This is a genomic window from Vreelandella arctica (assembly GCF_037070215.1).
Taxonomy (GTDB): Bacteria; Pseudomonadota; Gammaproteobacteria; order Pseudomonadales; family Halomonadaceae; genus Vreelandella; species Vreelandella arctica.
In genome coordinates this window covers 238,732-255,568 of the sequence record NZ_JBANSN010000005.1, presented here as the reverse complement: position 1 = coordinate 255,568, position 16,837 = coordinate 238,732, and the positions used below count along the sequence as shown (strand labels likewise).

13 protein-coding genes and 1 rRNA gene are annotated in these 16,837 nt (G+C 54.2%); 4 read left to right on the top strand and 10 right to left on the bottom strand.

The features are described from left to right. The 7 genes from V8L70_RS06840 to rluD all read right to left on the bottom strand — a co-directional run. Positions 1–212, bottom strand: a 16S ribosomal RNA gene (locus V8L70_RS06840); the annotation flags it as partial. Positions 213–682: 470 nt separating this feature from the next. Beyond that, a complete protein-coding gene (pssA, locus tag V8L70_RS06835; protein ID WP_101146381.1) occupies positions 683–1,573 on the bottom strand; it encodes a CDP-diacylglycerol--serine O-phosphatidyltransferase in 891 nt (296 codons plus the stop codon). A gap of 199 nt (positions 1,574–1,772) precedes the next feature. After that, positions 1,773–2,264: an acetolactate synthase small subunit gene (gene ilvN / locus V8L70_RS06830; protein ID WP_007113940.1), complete on the bottom strand. Its 492-nt coding sequence runs from the start codon at positions 2,262–2,264 to the stop codon at positions 1,773–1,775. Beyond that, positions 2,264–3,988 carry an acetolactate synthase 3 large subunit gene (locus tag V8L70_RS06825; RefSeq protein ID WP_101146382.1) on the bottom strand — a complete coding sequence of 575 codons (1,725 nt, stop codon included), beginning with the start codon at positions 3,986–3,988 and terminating at the stop codon, positions 2,264–2,266. Before V8L70_RS06825 ends, ilvN begins: the two co-directional genes overlap by 1 nt. Before the next feature lie 434 nt (positions 3,989–4,422). Continuing rightward, positions 4,423–7,002, bottom strand: coding sequence for an ATP-dependent chaperone ClpB (gene clpB, locus V8L70_RS06820; protein WP_101146383.1), 2,580 nt, complete (start codon positions 7,000–7,002; stop codon positions 4,423–4,425). Positions 7,003–7,147: 145 nt separating this feature from the next. Beyond that, complete coding sequence (gene pgeF, locus V8L70_RS06815) at positions 7,148–7,903, bottom strand: peptidoglycan editing factor PgeF (RefSeq protein ID WP_101146384.1); 756 nt, start codon at positions 7,901–7,903, stop codon at positions 7,148–7,150. Then, on the bottom strand, positions 7,900–8,859 hold the full coding sequence (gene rluD / locus V8L70_RS06810) for a 23S rRNA pseudouridine(1911/1915/1917) synthase RluD (protein ID WP_008959220.1): 960 nt from the start codon (positions 8,857–8,859) through the stop codon (positions 7,900–7,902). The genes pgeF and rluD overlap by 4 nt, the downstream gene beginning before the upstream one ends. A 217-nt stretch (positions 8,860–9,076) precedes the next feature. Here rluD and V8L70_RS06805 point away from each other — a divergent pair, with 217 nt between their 5' ends. Both V8L70_RS06805 and V8L70_RS06800 read left to right on the top strand, forming a co-directional pair. Then, the gene (locus V8L70_RS06805; RefSeq protein ID WP_008959221.1) at positions 9,077–9,892 is read left to right on the top strand and encodes an outer membrane protein assembly factor BamD; all 816 of its coding nucleotides are present in this window, start codon (positions 9,077–9,079) and stop codon (positions 9,890–9,892) included. A gap of 229 nt (positions 9,893–10,121) precedes the next feature. Then, the gene (locus V8L70_RS06800; RefSeq protein ID WP_101146385.1) at positions 10,122–11,819 is read left to right on the top strand and encodes a methyl-accepting chemotaxis protein; all 1,698 of its coding nucleotides are present in this window, start codon (positions 10,122–10,124) and stop codon (positions 11,817–11,819) included. 38 nt (positions 11,820–11,857) lie between these two features. On the opposite strand, the gene V8L70_RS06795 is transcribed toward V8L70_RS06800, so the two are convergent. Next, positions 11,858–13,492: an NAD+ synthase gene (locus tag V8L70_RS06795; protein WP_101146386.1), complete on the bottom strand. Its 1,635-nt coding sequence runs from the start codon at positions 13,490–13,492 to the stop codon at positions 11,858–11,860. Between the two features lie 136 nt (positions 13,493–13,628). On the opposite strand from V8L70_RS06795, the gene V8L70_RS06790 reads away from it, so the two are divergent. After that, the gene (locus V8L70_RS06790) at positions 13,629–13,901 is read left to right on the top strand and encodes a PP0621 family protein (RefSeq protein ID WP_101146387.1); all 273 of its coding nucleotides are present in this window, start codon (positions 13,629–13,631) and stop codon (positions 13,899–13,901) included. Here V8L70_RS06790 and thiO read toward each other — a convergent pair. Then, positions 13,898–15,001 (bottom strand): glycine oxidase ThiO, encoded by a 1,104-nt coding sequence (thiO, locus tag V8L70_RS06785; protein WP_336269097.1) that lies wholly within the window; start codon positions 14,999–15,001, stop codon positions 13,898–13,900. The two genes, V8L70_RS06790 and thiO, sit on opposite strands and share 4 nt — an antisense overlap. Positions 15,002–15,134: 133 nt before the next feature. On the opposite strand from thiO, the gene V8L70_RS06780 reads away from it, so the two are divergent. Continuing rightward, entirely contained in the window at positions 15,135–15,671 is a 537-nt protein-coding gene (locus tag V8L70_RS06780; RefSeq protein WP_336269096.1) for a GspH/FimT family pseudopilin, read from the top strand. A 23-nt stretch (positions 15,672–15,694) separates the two neighbouring features. On the opposite strand, the gene trxB is transcribed toward V8L70_RS06780, so the two are convergent. Beyond that, a complete protein-coding gene (gene trxB / locus V8L70_RS06775; protein ID WP_336269095.1) occupies positions 15,695–16,648 on the bottom strand; it encodes a thioredoxin-disulfide reductase in 954 nt (317 codons plus the stop codon). Positions 16,649–16,837 lie beyond the last annotated feature (189 nt).

The following is a 16,837-nucleotide window of genomic DNA, read 5'->3' as shown; positions in this document are numbered from 1 at the left end:
CGGGAGCCGGAGCCCCCTTTCTCCCGTAGGACGTATGCGGTATTAGCCTGGGTTTCCCCAGGTTATCCCCCACTATCGGGCAGATTCCTATGCATTACTCACCCGTCCGCCGCTCGTCAGCATCTAGCAAGCTAGATCTGTTACCGCTCGACTTGCATGTGTTAGGCCTGCCGCCAGCGTTCAATCTGAGCCATGATCAAACTCTTCAGTTTACAATCATTGTGATCCTTACTCGCTGACCTACGGACTAGCCGAAGGCAGCAAAAGCGGATCAAACTTGGCTCAAGGTTCAAACGAATTCATTTCAATTTACATTGTCATGACCGCTTGCCTTGATATTTGGTGATTTGTCACCAACGTCAGCAAGCGCCCACATGAATTACCTGATCAAATTGTTAAAGAGCTGTTTCGCTGTCGTGGTTACTGTGAAAGCAACCTGGCGAGCCGTTGACTTGGCTTGCCGCAGCGAGGAAGGCGTATTCTACGCATTTCCTGGTGGTTGTCAACCGCTGTGTTTAGCGGGTGAAGCGAGCAATGGAACGTGCGCTAACTTCCTGACAAACCAAGGCTTTTACACCTCATTCACCGCTGGTAACGCTTGGCGTCCCCGGCAGCGGATGCGTACTTTACGGTTTCGCGGCCGGGTTGGCAAGAGGTTTATTAAAATGAGTAGGAAAAATTTTTAGTGCTTAGGTTTTGCTTTGCGCATTACGGCCAACACAGGCCCGGAAGCGACATAAGTACCAAACAGTAATAGCAGCATTACTGAAGGTTCAACCGAGATCATCACAAACGCCAACACAATGGCTAACAGCACAACAAAAGGTACCGGCTTTTTAAAATCGAGGTCCTTAAAGCTGTAATAACGGATGTTACTCACCATCAATACGCCTGCTGCTGCCACCACTACCAACATCAACAGTTTGAAACCAAAGGCATCAGCGTCAAAGCTATGGAAGGTCCATACACTCGCGGCTACCAATGCTGCGGCAGAGGGGCTCGGCAAGCCGATAAACCATTTTTTATCCACGCTGCCAATCTGCACATTGAAGCGCGCTAGGCGAAGCGCGGCACAGGCAACATAAAGAAAGGCGACTACCCAGCCGGTTTTACCGATGTCCTGCAGAATCCAGGTAAAAGCGACTAATGCAGGCGCCATCCCAAACGAGATCATATCCGCTAAGCTGTCGTATTCGGCCCCAAACTCACTTTGCGTATTGGTCATTCGCGCAACACGCCCATCCAAGCCATCCAGCACCATCGCAATAAAGATCGCGACGGCAGCTGAGGTAAACTCACCATTAATGCCAGCGACAACCGCAAAGAAACCGGCAAACAGCGCCGAAGTGGTAAATAAGTTAGGAAGTAAATAGATACCACGGCGGCGAATTTTTTTGCCGTCTTCAACAGTCTCCTCAACCACTTCGGTTTCACGCAAGAAGGCAGTCGCCAAATCCTCATTACCAACTACTTCTGATTGGTCAGTACTATCTTGCTGTTCAGCCGTATCAGGCTGGCCTGGATTTGACTGATCAGAGTTTGAGTGCTCTTGATCGCGAGCGTCCTGTGTCATAGGTTTCATCCATTAAAAGTGAAGTCACGGGAACAGTAGTCGCTTTCATTCTACACGGTGAGTGCTACTCAGCCAGCCAATTGCTGCATTGATGCCTTGTGGGAGCTGGCGTTAACGAGCGTTAACAAGCTAATAACTAAAAAGCGCCGCTCTGGGAAAGAAGCGACGCTTATGCTTGAAAGGCTGCGTACTTTCGGGCTTAGAGCGACAAAACCTTATCACCCCGGGCAATTCCCGAAACCCCAGTACGGGCGACTTCAAGAATACCCACCGGCGCCATGGCCTGAAGGAAAGCATCTAGCTTGCCCGCATCGCCGGTGATCTGCACCGTGTACAGGCTTGGCGTCACATCGACGATCTGCGCACGGAAGATATCCACCGTACGTTTCACTTCATCACGCGCCGCACCAAGCGCCTTCACCTTCACCAACATCAATTCGCGTTCGATATGGTTACCTTCGGTGAGATCCACCAGTTTCACCACATCGATCAGCTTATTAAGATGCTTGGTGATCTGCTCTATCACACGGTCATCGCCCACGGTAGTCACCGTTAAGCGCGACAGCGAAGGGTCTTCCGTGGGGGCAACGTTCAGCGTTTCGATGTTGAAGTTACGCTGGGAGAACAACCCGACTACACGTGACAGCGCACCCGGTTCGTTTTCTAACAGAATCGAGATGATATGACGCATCAGGTACGCTCCGTTTTAGACAGCAGCATGTCGCGCATGGCACCTAGCGGTACCTGCATCGGATAGACGTGCTCAAAGGGGTCGACCTTCACGTCAAGAAACACCAGCTCATGCTTATCAGCAAACGCACGCTCTAGCGCTGGCTCAAGCTCGTCAAGCGTATTGACGGTAATCGCGGTGAACCCATATGCCTCAATCAACATATGAAAGTCGGGCAGCGACTCCATATAAGAATGTGCATGACGTGACTTATAGTTCAAATCCTGCCACTGACGCACCATGCCCAGTGATGCATTGTTAAGATTAACGATCTTAACGCCCACCCCGTACTGCTTACAGGTAGAGAGCTCTTGCATCATCATCTGGAAGCTGCCTTCACCGGTGACGCACACCACATCATCATCCGGGTAGTTCTGTTTAATACCCATCGCGGCAGGGAAACCAAACCCCATGGTGCCCAAACCACCGGAGGTAATCAGCCGGTTGGGTTTGTCGAACTTGTAGTACTGAGCAGCGAACATCTGGTGCTGACCAACATCAGTCGTCACATAAGCTTCACCCCGCGTAACACGGCAGAGTGCTTCGATGACTTCCTGTGGCTTCAGCGCTTCGCCGGGCTTGGACGGCTCATAAAGCTTGCCTTCACGGTCGGCGCGCCAGCCGTCAATCTTCTCCCACCACTCCGTCAGTGCTTCAGGATGCGCAATGTTATGCCCCTGCACCAAGCTGATCATCTCATTGATAACGCTGGAAGCCGGGCCAACGATGGGCACATCGGCACGTACCGTTTTAGAGATCGAGCTTGGATCGACATCAACGTGAATGATTTTAGCTGTCGGGCAGAACTTCGACGTGTTATTGGTGACTCGGTCGTCAAAGCGCGCCCCAATGGCAATAATCAGGTCGGCGTGGTGCATGGCCATATTCGACTCATAAGAGCCGTGCATACCTAGCCAGCCCAAGCACTGTCGATCACTTTGCGGATACGCGCCAATGCCCATCAACGTAGTGGTAATCGGATAGCCCAACTGTTTGACCAGATCAGTCAAGCCTTCGCTGGCTTTGCCCGTCACCACGCCGCCACCGGTATAAAACACCGGGCGCTTGGCCTTCAGCATCATTTCGACGGCTTTCTTGATTTGACCGGTATGGCCGCGGGTTACCGGATTGTACGAACGCAGTTTGACCTTTTTCGGGTAAACGTATTCGTAGCGCTCCGTGGGAGCAGTCATGTCTTTTGGGATATCGACCACCACCGGGCCGGGGCGACCGGTCGACGCCAGGTAGAACGCCTTTTTCAACACTTCCGGAATTTCAGACGGGTGACGGATTGAGAAGCTATGTTTCACGATCGGGCGTGTCACACCGACGATATCGGTTTCCTGGAAGGCATCTTCACCAATTAGGTGGCTGGCCACCTGACCACACAGCACTACCATGGGAATGGAATCCATGTAGGCGGTGGCAATACCGGTCACGGCATTCGTGGCACCGGGGCCTGAAGTGACGAGCACGCAGCCCGCTTTGCCCGAGGCGCGAGCATAGCCATCGGCCGCGTGAGTAGCCGCTTGTTCGTGACGCACCAGAATGTGCTTCACCTTGTCCTGGCGGAAGAGTGCATCGTAAATATGCAGCGCTGCACCGCCGGGGTAACCATAAATGTATTCGATGCCCTCATCTTGCAAGAAGCGGGCGATCATATCTGCGCCGGAAAGCAGTTCCACTGTATTTCTCCCCTGGAGGTCTCGAGTGCGATCCGTACCCACACGGGCACGGTGTCGAGTGCGGCGGTATGCCGCTGCCGGCCCTTGCCGGCACCTGATGCCAAACCCTGGCAGTAGGCCCGGTTAGGGCCTGCACTCTTATCACGGCAGTTCGCCGTGTCGGGGCGTTGGCCAGGTTGAGCGGTTAGCCCAAGCCCGGAAGTCCTTCGGCGGGTAGAGGCCTTCGCCTACCCTTCGCGCGGGGATTAGGGGTTGCCCGTTGAGTCCGCGCCCGCAAATCAGGAACCGACAAGATTCCATTAGCGCCCTCAGCCTGTCAACCTCCGATCGGGCCAAACGCAACAAAGGTCGCAAGAAGCCATTAAAAAAGCCCCGCCAGCAACGCTAGCAGGGCTTTTTCCCTATTCAATTGCGCAAAAAGGCGTTGCCAATGATTAGCTAAACACCAACTTGCCTTCTTCTGCCGTGATATGAATGGTATCACCGGGGGTAAATTTACCCCCCAGCAGGTCTTGCGCCAGCGGGTTTTCAATACGGCTTTGAATCGCCCGTTTGAGTGGCCGCGCCCCATAGACAGGGTCAAAACCGACTACCGCCAATTGCGCCATGGCTTCAGGACTGACCTCTAGCTTCAGGTCGTGCTCAGCAAGGCGTAACTTCAAGCGCTCCAACTGAATACCGGCAATCGCCTGGATCTGTTCTTGCCCCAGTGCGTGGAAAACCACTACTTCATCAATACGGTTAATCAGCTCAGGCCGGAAGTGGTTACCCACCACCTCCATGACCATGTTTTTCATTACTTCATAGTCGCTATCATCTCCCCCCATGCGCTGGATAATATCCGAGCCCATGTTGGAGGTCATTACAATCACGGTATTGCGGAAGTCCACCGTGCGACCCTGCCCATCGGTCAAGCGGCCATCCTCCAGCACCTGTAGCAGGATATTGAAGACATCCGGGTGCGCTTTCTCCACCTCATCCAACAGCAGCACCGAGTAAGGCTTGCGCCGTACGGCCTCGGTTAAGTAGCCGCCCTCTTCATAGCCGACGTAGCCAGGAGGGGCTCCGATCAAACGAGCCACGGAGTGCTTCTCCATAAACTCCGACATATCGATACGCACCATCGCTTCTTCGGTATCGAACAGGAAGTTGGCCAGCGACTTACATAGCTCGGTTTTACCTACGCCGGTAGGGCCAAGGAATAGGAATGACCCATTGGGGCGATTGGGATCTGAAAGCCCTGCCCGTGAGCGGCGCACTGCGTTCGCCACCGCCTCAACGGCTTCATCCTGCCCGATAACCCGCTCGTGCAGCGCCTCTTCCATGCGCAATAGTTTATCGCGCTCGCCTTCAAGCATTTTGGAGACCGGGATGCCTGTCCAGCGGGAAACCACTTCAGCGATCTCCTCTTCGGTCACGTTGGAGCGCAGCAATTGGTGGCTTGAGGTATCCGCTTCTCCTTCGCCACTTTCGGCAATTTTCTTTTCGAGTGCTGGAATCTTGCCGTACTGAATTTCCGACATCCGCCCCAGATCACCCTGACGACGCGCCTGTTCTAAATCTAGGCGAGCCTGCTCAAGGTCGGCTTTAAACTGAGCCGCCCCCTGTATACTGGCTTTTTCAGCTTTCCAGATTTCATCCAGGTCTGCGTATTCGCGTTCTAGCTCGTGAATCTGGGCGCTCAAAGCTTCCAAGCGTTTTTTGCTCGCCTCATCGGTCTCTTTCTTGAGCGCTTCTCGCTCCATCTTGAACTGAATCAAGCGGCGATCTAGGCGGTCCATCGACTCTGGCTTTGAGTCCAGCTCCATACGAATACGCGACGCGGCTTCATCAATCAGGTCAATGGCTTTGTCTGGCAACTGCCGATCTGAGATATAGCGCGTCGAGAGCTTGGCCGCCGCAATAATCGCCGAGTCGGTAATATCCACGCCATGGTGTACTTCGTAGCGCTCTTTCAGGCCGCGCAGAATCGCCACGGTGTCCTCTTCGGAAGGCTCATCCACCAACACCTTCTGGAAGCGGCGCTCTAGCGCGGCGTCTTTCTCGATATACTTACGATACTCATCAAGGGTGGTCGCACCGACGCAGTGCAGCTCACCGCGAGCCAGGGCAGGCTTGAGCATATTGCCTGCATCCATGGCGCCTTCGGCTTTGCCTGCGCCGACCATGGTGTGCAGTTCATCGATAAACAGAATTACCCGCCCCTCTTCCTGAGAGAGCTCTTTAAGCACCGCTTTCAGGCGTTCTTCAAACTCACCTCGGAACTTGGCGCCCGCCAGCAGCGAGCCCATATCCAACGAGAGCACGCGCTTATCTTTTAACCCTTCAGGCACTTCGCCGTTAACGATACGCTGGGCCAACCCCTCGACAATGGCGGTTTTACCCACGCCCGGCTCACCGATTAAAACCGGGTTGTTTTTAGTACGCCGCTGCAGTACTTGAATCGTACGGCGAATTTCGTCGTCGCGACCAATCACCGGATCCAGCTTGCCGTCCAGCGCACGCTGGGTAAGATCCATGGTGTATTTGTTCAACGCTTCACGCTGATCTTCGGCGTTAGCATCGTCCACCGTGGCGCCGCCGCGTAGGCTATTGATAGCCGCTTCGAGGGATTTGCGATTAATACCTGCGTCTTTCAGCAGTTTGGTGAGGGCCGAGTTCATCTCAAGCGCTGCCAGCAGCACTAGCTCACTGGCAATAAACTGATCGCCGCGCTTTTGCGCTTCACGGTCAGTTAAGTTGAACAGCTTGATAAAGTCCCGCGATGGCTGCACTTCACCATCGAACTGGCCTACCTTGGGTAAATTATCCAGTTGCTGTATCAACCCATCGCGCAGACGCGAGGGACTCCCCTCGGCTTTTTCAATCAGGGCTTTAATACCGGTGTCTTTGGTATCGAGCAGAGCCAGCAGCAAATGAGCGGGATCTAGCTGATTATGGCCGCGACCAACGGCCAGTGACTGCGCCTCGGCAATCGCGCTTTGGAGCTTGGCGGTAAATTTATCAAAACGCATGAAATTCCTCCTGGGGGTACCGTGCGTTTGGACGCACCGCGTAACCCGGCAACCTGTCGTTGAACGTGCTAAACCACGATTAGCTTGACAAGTTAAATGGCGTCAGTTCCATGCTTTTCAAGAGGTGTGTGAACAAACCACTGGTTTAATTGATCCAGATCACACTGGCCATGCGGCCGGTTTTACCGCCATCGCGACGGTAGGAGTAGAATCGCGACTCGCAGGCAGTACAGAAGTGGCCGCCACTTATATTGTTTACGCCTAGTGCTTCCAAACGAAACCGCGCCAACCGGTACAAGTCGGCCATGTAATGACCCAGCCGGTAGGGACTATGATCAAAAGCGTCGGCGATGTCAGGATGCACTGCCACAAAGGCACCATAGACCTCCGGGCCAACCTCAAACTGAGCGTTGGAAATCGCGGGGCCCAACCACACAAGGATGTCCTCGGGATCGGTATTCATTGCAGCAATCGTCGCCTCCAGCACGCCACCTGCCAAACCACGCCACCCCGCATGGGCAACGGCGACCTGGGTTCCAGCGCGATTGCACAGCATGACCGGCAGGCAATCTGCTGTCAGCACCACACAGGCGTACTCATTAGACGTAGCAATGGCAGCATCCGCATCGGCGACGTTAGGTTCGAAAACCTGCTGAACGCGGGCACCGTGGGTCTGGTTAAGCCACAGTAGCGGTCGCTCATCCCCGATCTCTTTTTGCAACAGGCGGCGACATAGTGCGACATGGTCGGGGTTATCACCGACATGATCAGCTGTGTTGAAGGCGGCGAAATCCCCCTGGCTAGGCCCCGATTCACGGGTGGTCACAAAGGCTCTTACATTGGCCGGCGCTGGCCAGTCAGGCATTAAAAGCGTCGGCCTTAAATTAATGGCATCGCTCATCTCATCGTCTCGTTATCTTCGCGCAGGTAATCCAACAACATTAGCAAATCATCGGGGAGATCGACCTGAAAAGTAACAGTTTCGCCACTGACCGGATGCTTGAAAATCAACTTCCGCGCATGTAGCGCCTGACGCGGAAACTCGCGCAAGATCTCCTTCAATGGCTCCGCAGCGCCTGGCGGCAGCTTGGCTCGGCCGCCATACATGGGATCACCAATCAACGGATAGCGAGCATGGGCCATATGTACCCGAATTTGGTGGGTACGCCCGGTTTCTAATTTGCACCGCACATGAGTATGCGCACGAAACCGCTCGACCACACGGAAATGGGTAATGGCTGGCTTACCTGCTGTGGTCACCGCTTGGCGCTTACGATCTTTCGGATGACGGCCAATAGGCGCATCAATGGTACTGCCAGAGACCGGCTTACCAATCACCACCGCGTCGTACTGGCGCGACACGCTGCGTGCCTGCAACTGATCCACCAGAACAGTTTGAGCGGGTAGCGTTTTCGCCACCATCATCAAGCCGGTGGTATCTTTATCCAGGCGGTGAACGATACCCGCACGTGGCACTTCAGCAAGCGCCGGGTGATGGTAAAGCAAGGCATTGAGCAGCGTGCCATCCGGGTTGCCTGCAGCGGGATGAACGACCATACCCGCCGCTTTATTAATGACGATTACCGCGTCATCTTCATACACGATATCCAGCGCGATATCCTGCGCTTCAAAGCGCGTATCGTCTTCGATGGTGGCCTGCAGTGCCAACACTTCATCACCGTGCAGCTTGGCTTTCGGCTTGGCTTGCACGCCATCCACGGTTAATTCACCGGCATTAATCCACGCTTTTAAGCGTTCACGTGAGTAATCGCTGAACAACTCCGCCGCCGCTTGGTCTAACCGCGCACCGGCCAGTGTGGCGGGCACACGCTGCGTGTCTTCAACTATTCGAGACATGAAAAACCTCTTTAAAGCGCGAAAAAAACCCCAGCAAGGCGAAAAATCAGCCTCAGCATGGAAAAATCAATATTGACGGCACCTGACGAAACGTCGCTAAGCCTGCGTTTTATGTCGAGGTGTTTTATAGTGGGCGGACTGCGACCTATTCTACCATTTCTACTTATGGCCATCGCCGCTTTTTGGTGATTGAGGCTTGTTTGCAACGAGGATGAAGATGCGCGTTTTTTCAGCTGCCAACCGCTTTGGTGCTCTAGCCCTAAGCCTTGCCCTTTTAGCGGGCTGTGCGAGTAACGACACCAGTGAAGAAGAGGAAGATGAATTTGCTGGGGTACAAGAGCGCGAGCTCTATGAATTGGCCCGCACGGCCTTAGACAGCAACCGTTACCCGATCGCGATTGAGCGTTTGGAAGCGCTTGATACACGCTATCCCTTTGGCGCCCACGCTGAGCAGGCACAGCTTGAGCTGATCTATGCCTACTATGAAAACAGTAATTGGGAAGAAGCCCGGGCAGCGGCCAGCCGCTTTATTCGCCTTCACCCCGACCACCCCCAGGTAGACTACGCCTACTATCTTCGCGGCCTTTCGGCGTGGCAAGCAGGCCGTTTCAGCTTAGAGCGCCTGCGCCTGATCGACATCTCCAAGCGCGATCTGGGCGCCTCGCGGGATGCTTACAATGATTTCCGCGAGCTGATCCAGCGTTACCCGCAGAGTGAATATGCGCCGGATGCCCAGCAGCGCATCGTCTATCTACGTGAGCTAATGGCCCGCCATGAACTGCATGTCGCCGACTATTACCTGCGCCGCGGGGCCTATTTGGCAGCAGTTGAACGCGGCCGCTGGGTCGTCGAAAACTATCCTGAATCAAGCGCCACCCGGGATGCCCTAGCCACCATGGTGGAAGGCTATCAAGGCTTGGACATGGATGATCGCGCCAATGAGGTGCTAGCTGTACTGCGCGAAAACGCGCCTGACCACGAACAGCTGCAGGGCAGCCGTTTTGTTCCCAAGCATTTAGGCCAAGATGATTGAGCCTATAAACATGCTGCAACAATAAAAGCGGTACACATCCGCAAAAAACCACGCCTCGGCGTGGTTTTTTGCATTAAAAGAAAACAGTCCATTGATGAAAGGAGATTTAAGGGAAAATTACTACACTGCCATATAATACAAAACACCCTATGTACAACTATTGTACAAAAAGCTATCATCATCGCCCCTATAAAATAAAGCGTCTAAAAGGCGACTAAGGCGATATTCAATGCTGTTAACCATGTCCGGCACTAAAATCAGTACCCGATTAGCCGTAGGGTTTTCTGCCCTCCTAGGGTTATTGGTTTTGTTAACAGCCGTGGGAATTTACCAAGTCAATCAAATTGACCGTGGCCTAACCACCATTAACGATGTCAACGGTACTAAACAGCGTTTTGCAGTGGACTGGCGCGGTAGCGTACATGATCGCGCTATTGTATTGCGTGACATTGTTATTACCTCAGGGGATGGCAACCTGGGTACGCTAGAGAGCGAAATACAGCGCCTTCGAGATGCTTACAGTGTTGCAGAAACAGGTATGCAGCAAGTAACCAGCCAGCACGCTGGCAGTCCGCAAGAAAAGAGTATTGTTAACAGTATTAATGACCAAGCGGAGATCACACGAACCTTAACTGAGCAGGTTATTGCCGCCCGCCAAGCGGATGAGTATGCAAATGCTCAAACGATGCTGCTCGAACAAGCAGGCCCCGCCTACACAGAGTGGCTAAACCGCATTAATCAGTTTATCGACCTACAACAAGAATTAAACGATGCGACCACCACTGACGCTCGCGACACCGCTTCCGGCTTTCAAATGCAGATGCTGGGCCTGACACTGTTTGCATTGCTAATTGGAGGATTTATTGCCGTGTTCTTGTCCCGCCAGCTGCTGCGTGAGCTAGGTGCCGAACCCCACGAAGTCAAAGCGTTTGCAGAAGCTATTGGGCGTGGTGAATTAACCAGCCAAGGGCAACTCAAAAAGGGCGATACACGTAGCATTATGGCGTCTCAGGTTGCCATGGCACATCAATTACAAACTATTGTGACGCAGGTTCGCGCCTCTGCAGAGGCAGTTGCCAGCAATAGCGAGCAAATTGCTGAAGGTAATAATGACCTCTCCTCACGTACTGGACAGCAGGCAAGCGCATTGGCCGAGACGGCCTCTGCCATGGAGCAGCTCAATAGCACTGTAAAACTTAACGCCGAGAACTCAGAACAGGCAAGCCAAGAAGCGACGAGCGCTTCACGCACCGCTACTCGCGGCGGGGAAGCAGTTCATCAGGTGGTAGACACCATGAACGATCTGAATAAAAGCTCACAGGAAATTTCAGGCATCATTTCGACGATTGATTCAATCGCTTTTCAAACCAATATCCTGGCCCTTAACGCATCGGTCGAAGCTGCCCGCGCTGGCGAACACGGGCGTGGTTTTGCGGTCGTTGCTGAAGAAGTTCGCAGGCTTGCCCAGCGCAGTGCCGACGCTGCCCGGGAAATCAACAACCTGATCTCCAAGAATCTAGAGCGGGTTAACCATGGCAATGAACGCGCCGAAGAAGCCAGCAAATCAACCGTTGAAATTGTGGCGGCCATCGAGCGCGTGAATAGCATCATGAAAGAAATTAGTAATGCCAGTGCCGAGCAGAGCACTGGCGTGCAAGAAGTAGGTAGAGCAGTGACCGAGATGGATCACGTAACCCAACAGAACGCTGCTCTGGTACAAGAGAGCGCCACCGCCGCCAACAACCTGCGTCAAAACGCTCACTCTCTGCTGCATGCCATGGAAGTCTTCAAACTGCCTGACTCCCCCCAAAACGTACAGGCGCCGCGTACCGCATTGGCACCTGTGCGTGCTCATTCGTCTAATACGATGGGTACACTGCCTGCTGCAAAAGCTCAGCAGGCCGAACCTGAGTGGGAAAGTTTTTAAGATACCTCAACAGCGTCTTTATGAATCGCTAAGTTTGATCACGCGCCGGGCTGCCAGCCATTAACAATCGGGTAGCGGCGGTCCCGGCCAAAACCGCGTGGCGTCACCCGAACGCCAATCGGGGCTTGGCGGCGCTTATACTCGCAGCGGTCGACGAGCTTAACCACTTTATAAACGTCTTCCTCGTCAAAACCAGCGGCAATAATTGCCTCAGCGCTCATATCGCCTTCAATATAGCTGACTAAGATCGCGTCGAGCACATCGTAATCGGGCAAGGAATCGCTATCTTGTTGATCAGGCGCCAGCTCGGCACTGGGTGGCCGCTCGATCACCCGCTCAGGAATGGCAGGTGATTGCGTGTTGCGCCAGCGGGCAAGGCGATAAACCCAGGTTTTATACACATCCTTAATGGCGTTATAGCCGCCCACCATATCCCCATACAGCGTGGCATAACCCACCGCCATTTCGCTCTTGTTGCCGGTGGTCAGCACCATCAAGCCTTTCTTATTGGAAATCGCCATTAGCAGCACACCGCGGCAGCGCGACTGCAGGTTTTCCTCGGTAGTATCGCGTTCCGTACCGGCAAAGCTCTCAGCAAGCGTCCCCATAAAGGCTTCGACCATGGGCTCAATCGGCATGATCTCGTAGTGCACGCCGAGCATATTGGCCTGCTCTGCAGCGTCCTGCTTGGAAATATCCGCCGTGTAGTGGTACGGCATCATCACCGCTTGCACCCGCTGAGGGCCTAGCGCATCAACCGCAATCGCCAGCGAAAGCGCAGAATCAATGCCGCCGGAAAGCCCCAGCACCACACCATCAAAACCGCTCTTGTTGACGTAATCGCGCAGCCCGGTCACGAGCGCACAGTAAAGGCTCTCTTCCGGTTCTACCTCCGGGTCAATCTCTCCGGCTTGGGGTTCCCACACCGTCGCGCTGGTTTGCAAAAACTGAACCGGCATCAGGCCTGCCTGCCAATACGGTGCCAGCACCTGTAACTCACCGCTGGCGTTAACGCAGCAAGAGCCGCCATCAAAGACAAGTTCATCTTGGCCACCGATGGTGTTCACATACACAATTGGAAGCTGCGTATCCTGGGCGTGTTTCTCCAACAGGCGCAGCCGTTCCGCGGGCTTATCCTGGTGATAAGGAGAGGCGTGCAAGGAGACCAGCACCTCAGCGCCCGCTTCCGCGGCGGCCTTTACCGGCGCGCCATCCCATAGGTCTTCGCAGATCACGATGCCCAGTTTGGCGCCTTTATGCTCATACACCAGCGTTTCAGTGCCGGGTGTGAAATAGCGCTGCTCATCGAACACTTGGTAGTTAGGCAGCGCCTGCTTGGCGTATTCAGCTTCCCACTGGCCGTTGTAGAGCACCCCAGCCAAGTTGTAACAGCGACCTTCGCGAACCCCTGGGTAGCCAATAATCACCAGCACATCGCGGGCAACTTTTGATGCCATTAGCGCGCGTGCTTCACGTAGGCGGGTTTCCATTGAGGGGCGCAGCAGCAAATCTTCCGGCGGGTAGCCCGACAAAAAAAGCTCAGGAAAGACAACAATATCTGCCCCATGCTCAATCCGTGCTTCGCGCACTGCTTCAATCGCGCGTGCGGCATTGCCGGGAATATCCCCGACCAGAGGATCGAGTTGGGCCATTACCAGCGTTAAGTCTTGCATGGGCGTCAAAATCTCTTGAGAATCTTTGAAATAGGGTTACACCGTCATAGTCGTATTGTCCCGCAAGGGCCACCAACTGGCAAAGGCCATGCGTCAATCCCAAGCCTAGTTCCCTCATTCGGGAGACAAAATAAGGATGAACCTCTTGATCATTCGGCTGATTATCTTCGCCGTTGTATTTTATGCCGGTTTAAAGCTCTACGGCATCTATCGACAACGTAAACTTGAGCATGAAGCGCAGCATAAACAAGTCAATCGCCATGAAGGCGGTAAAATGGTGCGCTGCCGCTGGTGCGAGGTGCACGTACCTGAAGATGAAGCGCTGCGCGACCACGAGCAGTGGTTCTGCTCCAGCGCGCACCGTGACCGCTTTTTACAAGAGCAGCAGGAGAAAGACGGCGCGCCTTAAGCCTGAATAAGCCGCTCGGGCGTGGGCTGGTAAGGCGCGGGGTCGATCAATGGCTCGCGCCCAAGCAGCTGATCCGCCAATAAATGGGTCGAGGCAGGCGCCAATACCAAGCCATTACGATAGTGCCCCGCATTAATGAATACGTTAGGCCATTCTTGAAGGGCACCGATGAAAGGAATGCCCGCCGGCGAACCTGGGCGAAGCCCGGCCCATTGATGCGCTACCGGGCAGGTTGCCAAGGCAGGCAGAATGGCTTCGGCGCTGTGTTTTAGCGATGCCAGGGCTGCCGCGTCGGTGGTCTTATCAAATCCAGCTTCCTCTAACGTAGAGCCGACCAACAGCAACCCGTCTGCACGCGGAATAATATAACGCCCATCTTTTAACACCACACGCTGCACTAACCCTTTGGGTGCCTGGTAAGCGATCATCTGTCCTTTTACCGGCCTTACCGGCAGCTGTACATTTAGCTGCGCTAATAGTACAGCAGCCCAGGCACCGCCACACACCACAATGCGCCCAGCAATTAACGGCCCTTGTGAGCTAACCACGCCCTCCACTTGGCCATCCTTTTGGATAAAGCCACTAACCTCGCACTGCTCTCTCAGCGTTACCTGAGGCATCGCCGTTAACCGCGCCTTCAACGCTTTGGCTAAACGCGGGTTACGCACACTGCCCAGGGTCGGCATCCACAGCGCGCTGTCGCCCGCCATTGCCACGCCTGGCTCTTTATCGTGGACGAAATCGGCCCCCACCCGCTCTAGCGGTTTACCCAGCTGTCGAGCCCAGCACAGAGCACTATCGGCGTCATCTACGTTCAGGTAGAGCAGCCCTCTTTGGCGATACTCAGGATCAATGCCGGTCTCTTCCAGCAACCGCAGGGACAACGAGGGGTAAACACCTTCCGACCAGCGAGATAATTGCGATATCGCAGCATCGTATCGCCACGGATAAAGCGGTGAGACGATACCGCCACCGGCCCACGACGCTTCTTTACCGCACTCGCCACGATCCACCAGCGTGACCTGTTGCCCCGCATCGGCTAACTGCAGCGCCGTCATCATGCCGATCACGCCGCCACCAATAATTAAGAAATCGCTCACAACATTGTCCGTTTTGGCTTACATAAAAAATAGTGACTATCGCCTAGGCTGATTAAGCCACCAACTGATCATGGCCGTTGACACCGGCACTGAGCATAGCGCGGGCTATAACAAGGTCAAGTAAGGAGAGGCGATGAACGATGGCCATAACGGCGCGCGCACGCTACCTGAAAGCGGGTTTACGTTGCTTGAGCTACTGATCACGCTGCTGTTAGTCGGCATTATGACCGCCTGGGGGCTGCCGAATTTTCAAGCATTGGGTGAGCGAACCGCGCAGACCAGTGAAATCAATCGATTACAAAGCGCGTTTTCATTAGCACGCAATACGGCCATCAGCCAGCGTCGCCAGATCACGCTTTGCCCGGCGGCTGAAGACCGCACGGCATGCAGTAGCGAATGGGGCGGTGAGCTTATGATCGTAAAGGGGGATCAAACAGATAACGTTCAAGCCGACGATATTTTGCGCGTTATGCCTGCCGAGCGAGGCACACAAGTAACTTACAGCCGGGGCTGGTCACGCATTCGCTACAGCTCATTGGGCTATACCAGCGGTTATAACGGCAGTTTTGCTATTTGTTCAGGCAACGGTGCCGAAGAGTCGCAGGGGAAAAAGCTAGTGCTGAGCCAGTTGGGGCGCCTGAGAATCGATGAAGCGCCTATCGATTGCTAGGCGCTTCAGAGCAGAGTGCAACGTTACCCGGCAATGCCGTCTAAATAACGCTCGGCATCCAGCGCCGCCATGCAGCCGCTACCGGCAGAGGTGATCGCTTGGCGATAAATGTGATCCATTACATCGCCACAGGCAAACACGCCGGGCACGCTGGTGGCGGTGGCATTACCTTCAAGACCTGCGTTCACTTTGATGTAGCCGCCGTTCATGGCTAACTGACCTTCAAAAATCCCGGTGTTGGGGCTATGGCCAATGGCGATGAAAAGCCCAGGCGCATGGATCTCTTTGCTGGCACCATCTTTAGTGGACTTAACTCGCACCCCAGTAACGCCCGAGTTATCGCCGAGGACTTCCTCGACTTCCTGGAACCACTCAAGGACGATCTTGCCGGCGGCGGCTTTCTCAAGCAGTTTATCCTGCAGAATCTTTTCTGCCCGCAGCGTATCCCGGCGGTGGACCAGCGTTACTTTAGAAGCAATGTTAGAGAGATAGAGCGCTTCTTCCACGGCGGTGTTACCACCACCGACGACAATGACTTCCTGATTGCGATAGAAAAAGCCATCGCAGGTCGCGCAGGCAGAAACCCCTTGGCCCATAAACTGCTGCTCGGTGGGCAAACCCAGATAACGGGCACTGGCACCGGTGGCGACAATGAGCGCATCGCAGGTATAAATGCCGCTGTCGCCTTTCAACGTGAAGGGTTTTTCGCCTAAGCTGACCTCATTGATATGGTCAAACAGCACTTCGGTATTAAAGCGTTCAGCGTGCTGTTTCATGCGCTCCATCAATTCAGGGCCTTGAACCCCTTGCGCATCGCCCGGCCAGTTATCGACATCCGTTGTGGTGGTCAATTGTCCACCCGCCTGGATACCAGTGATCAGCAATGGCTTCAAGTTTGCCCGTGCGGCATACACAGCGGCCGTATAGCCTGCCGGGCCGGATCCAAGAATAATCAAACGCTCATGACGAGTTTCCATGACACCACCTTGTAAAGATCTGACTGATAGCTTTATTGATAGCTGGGTAAAAGCTTTATAAAAAATTAGGCACAGAGTCTGCCTGAAATGGTGCCAAGTACAAGCTATTGCAAGGTTTCATCTACGCTATTAGGCGAAGAAACCTTGAAAGAGGCGATGCAAACACCCATGTGTTATTACTAAATCACG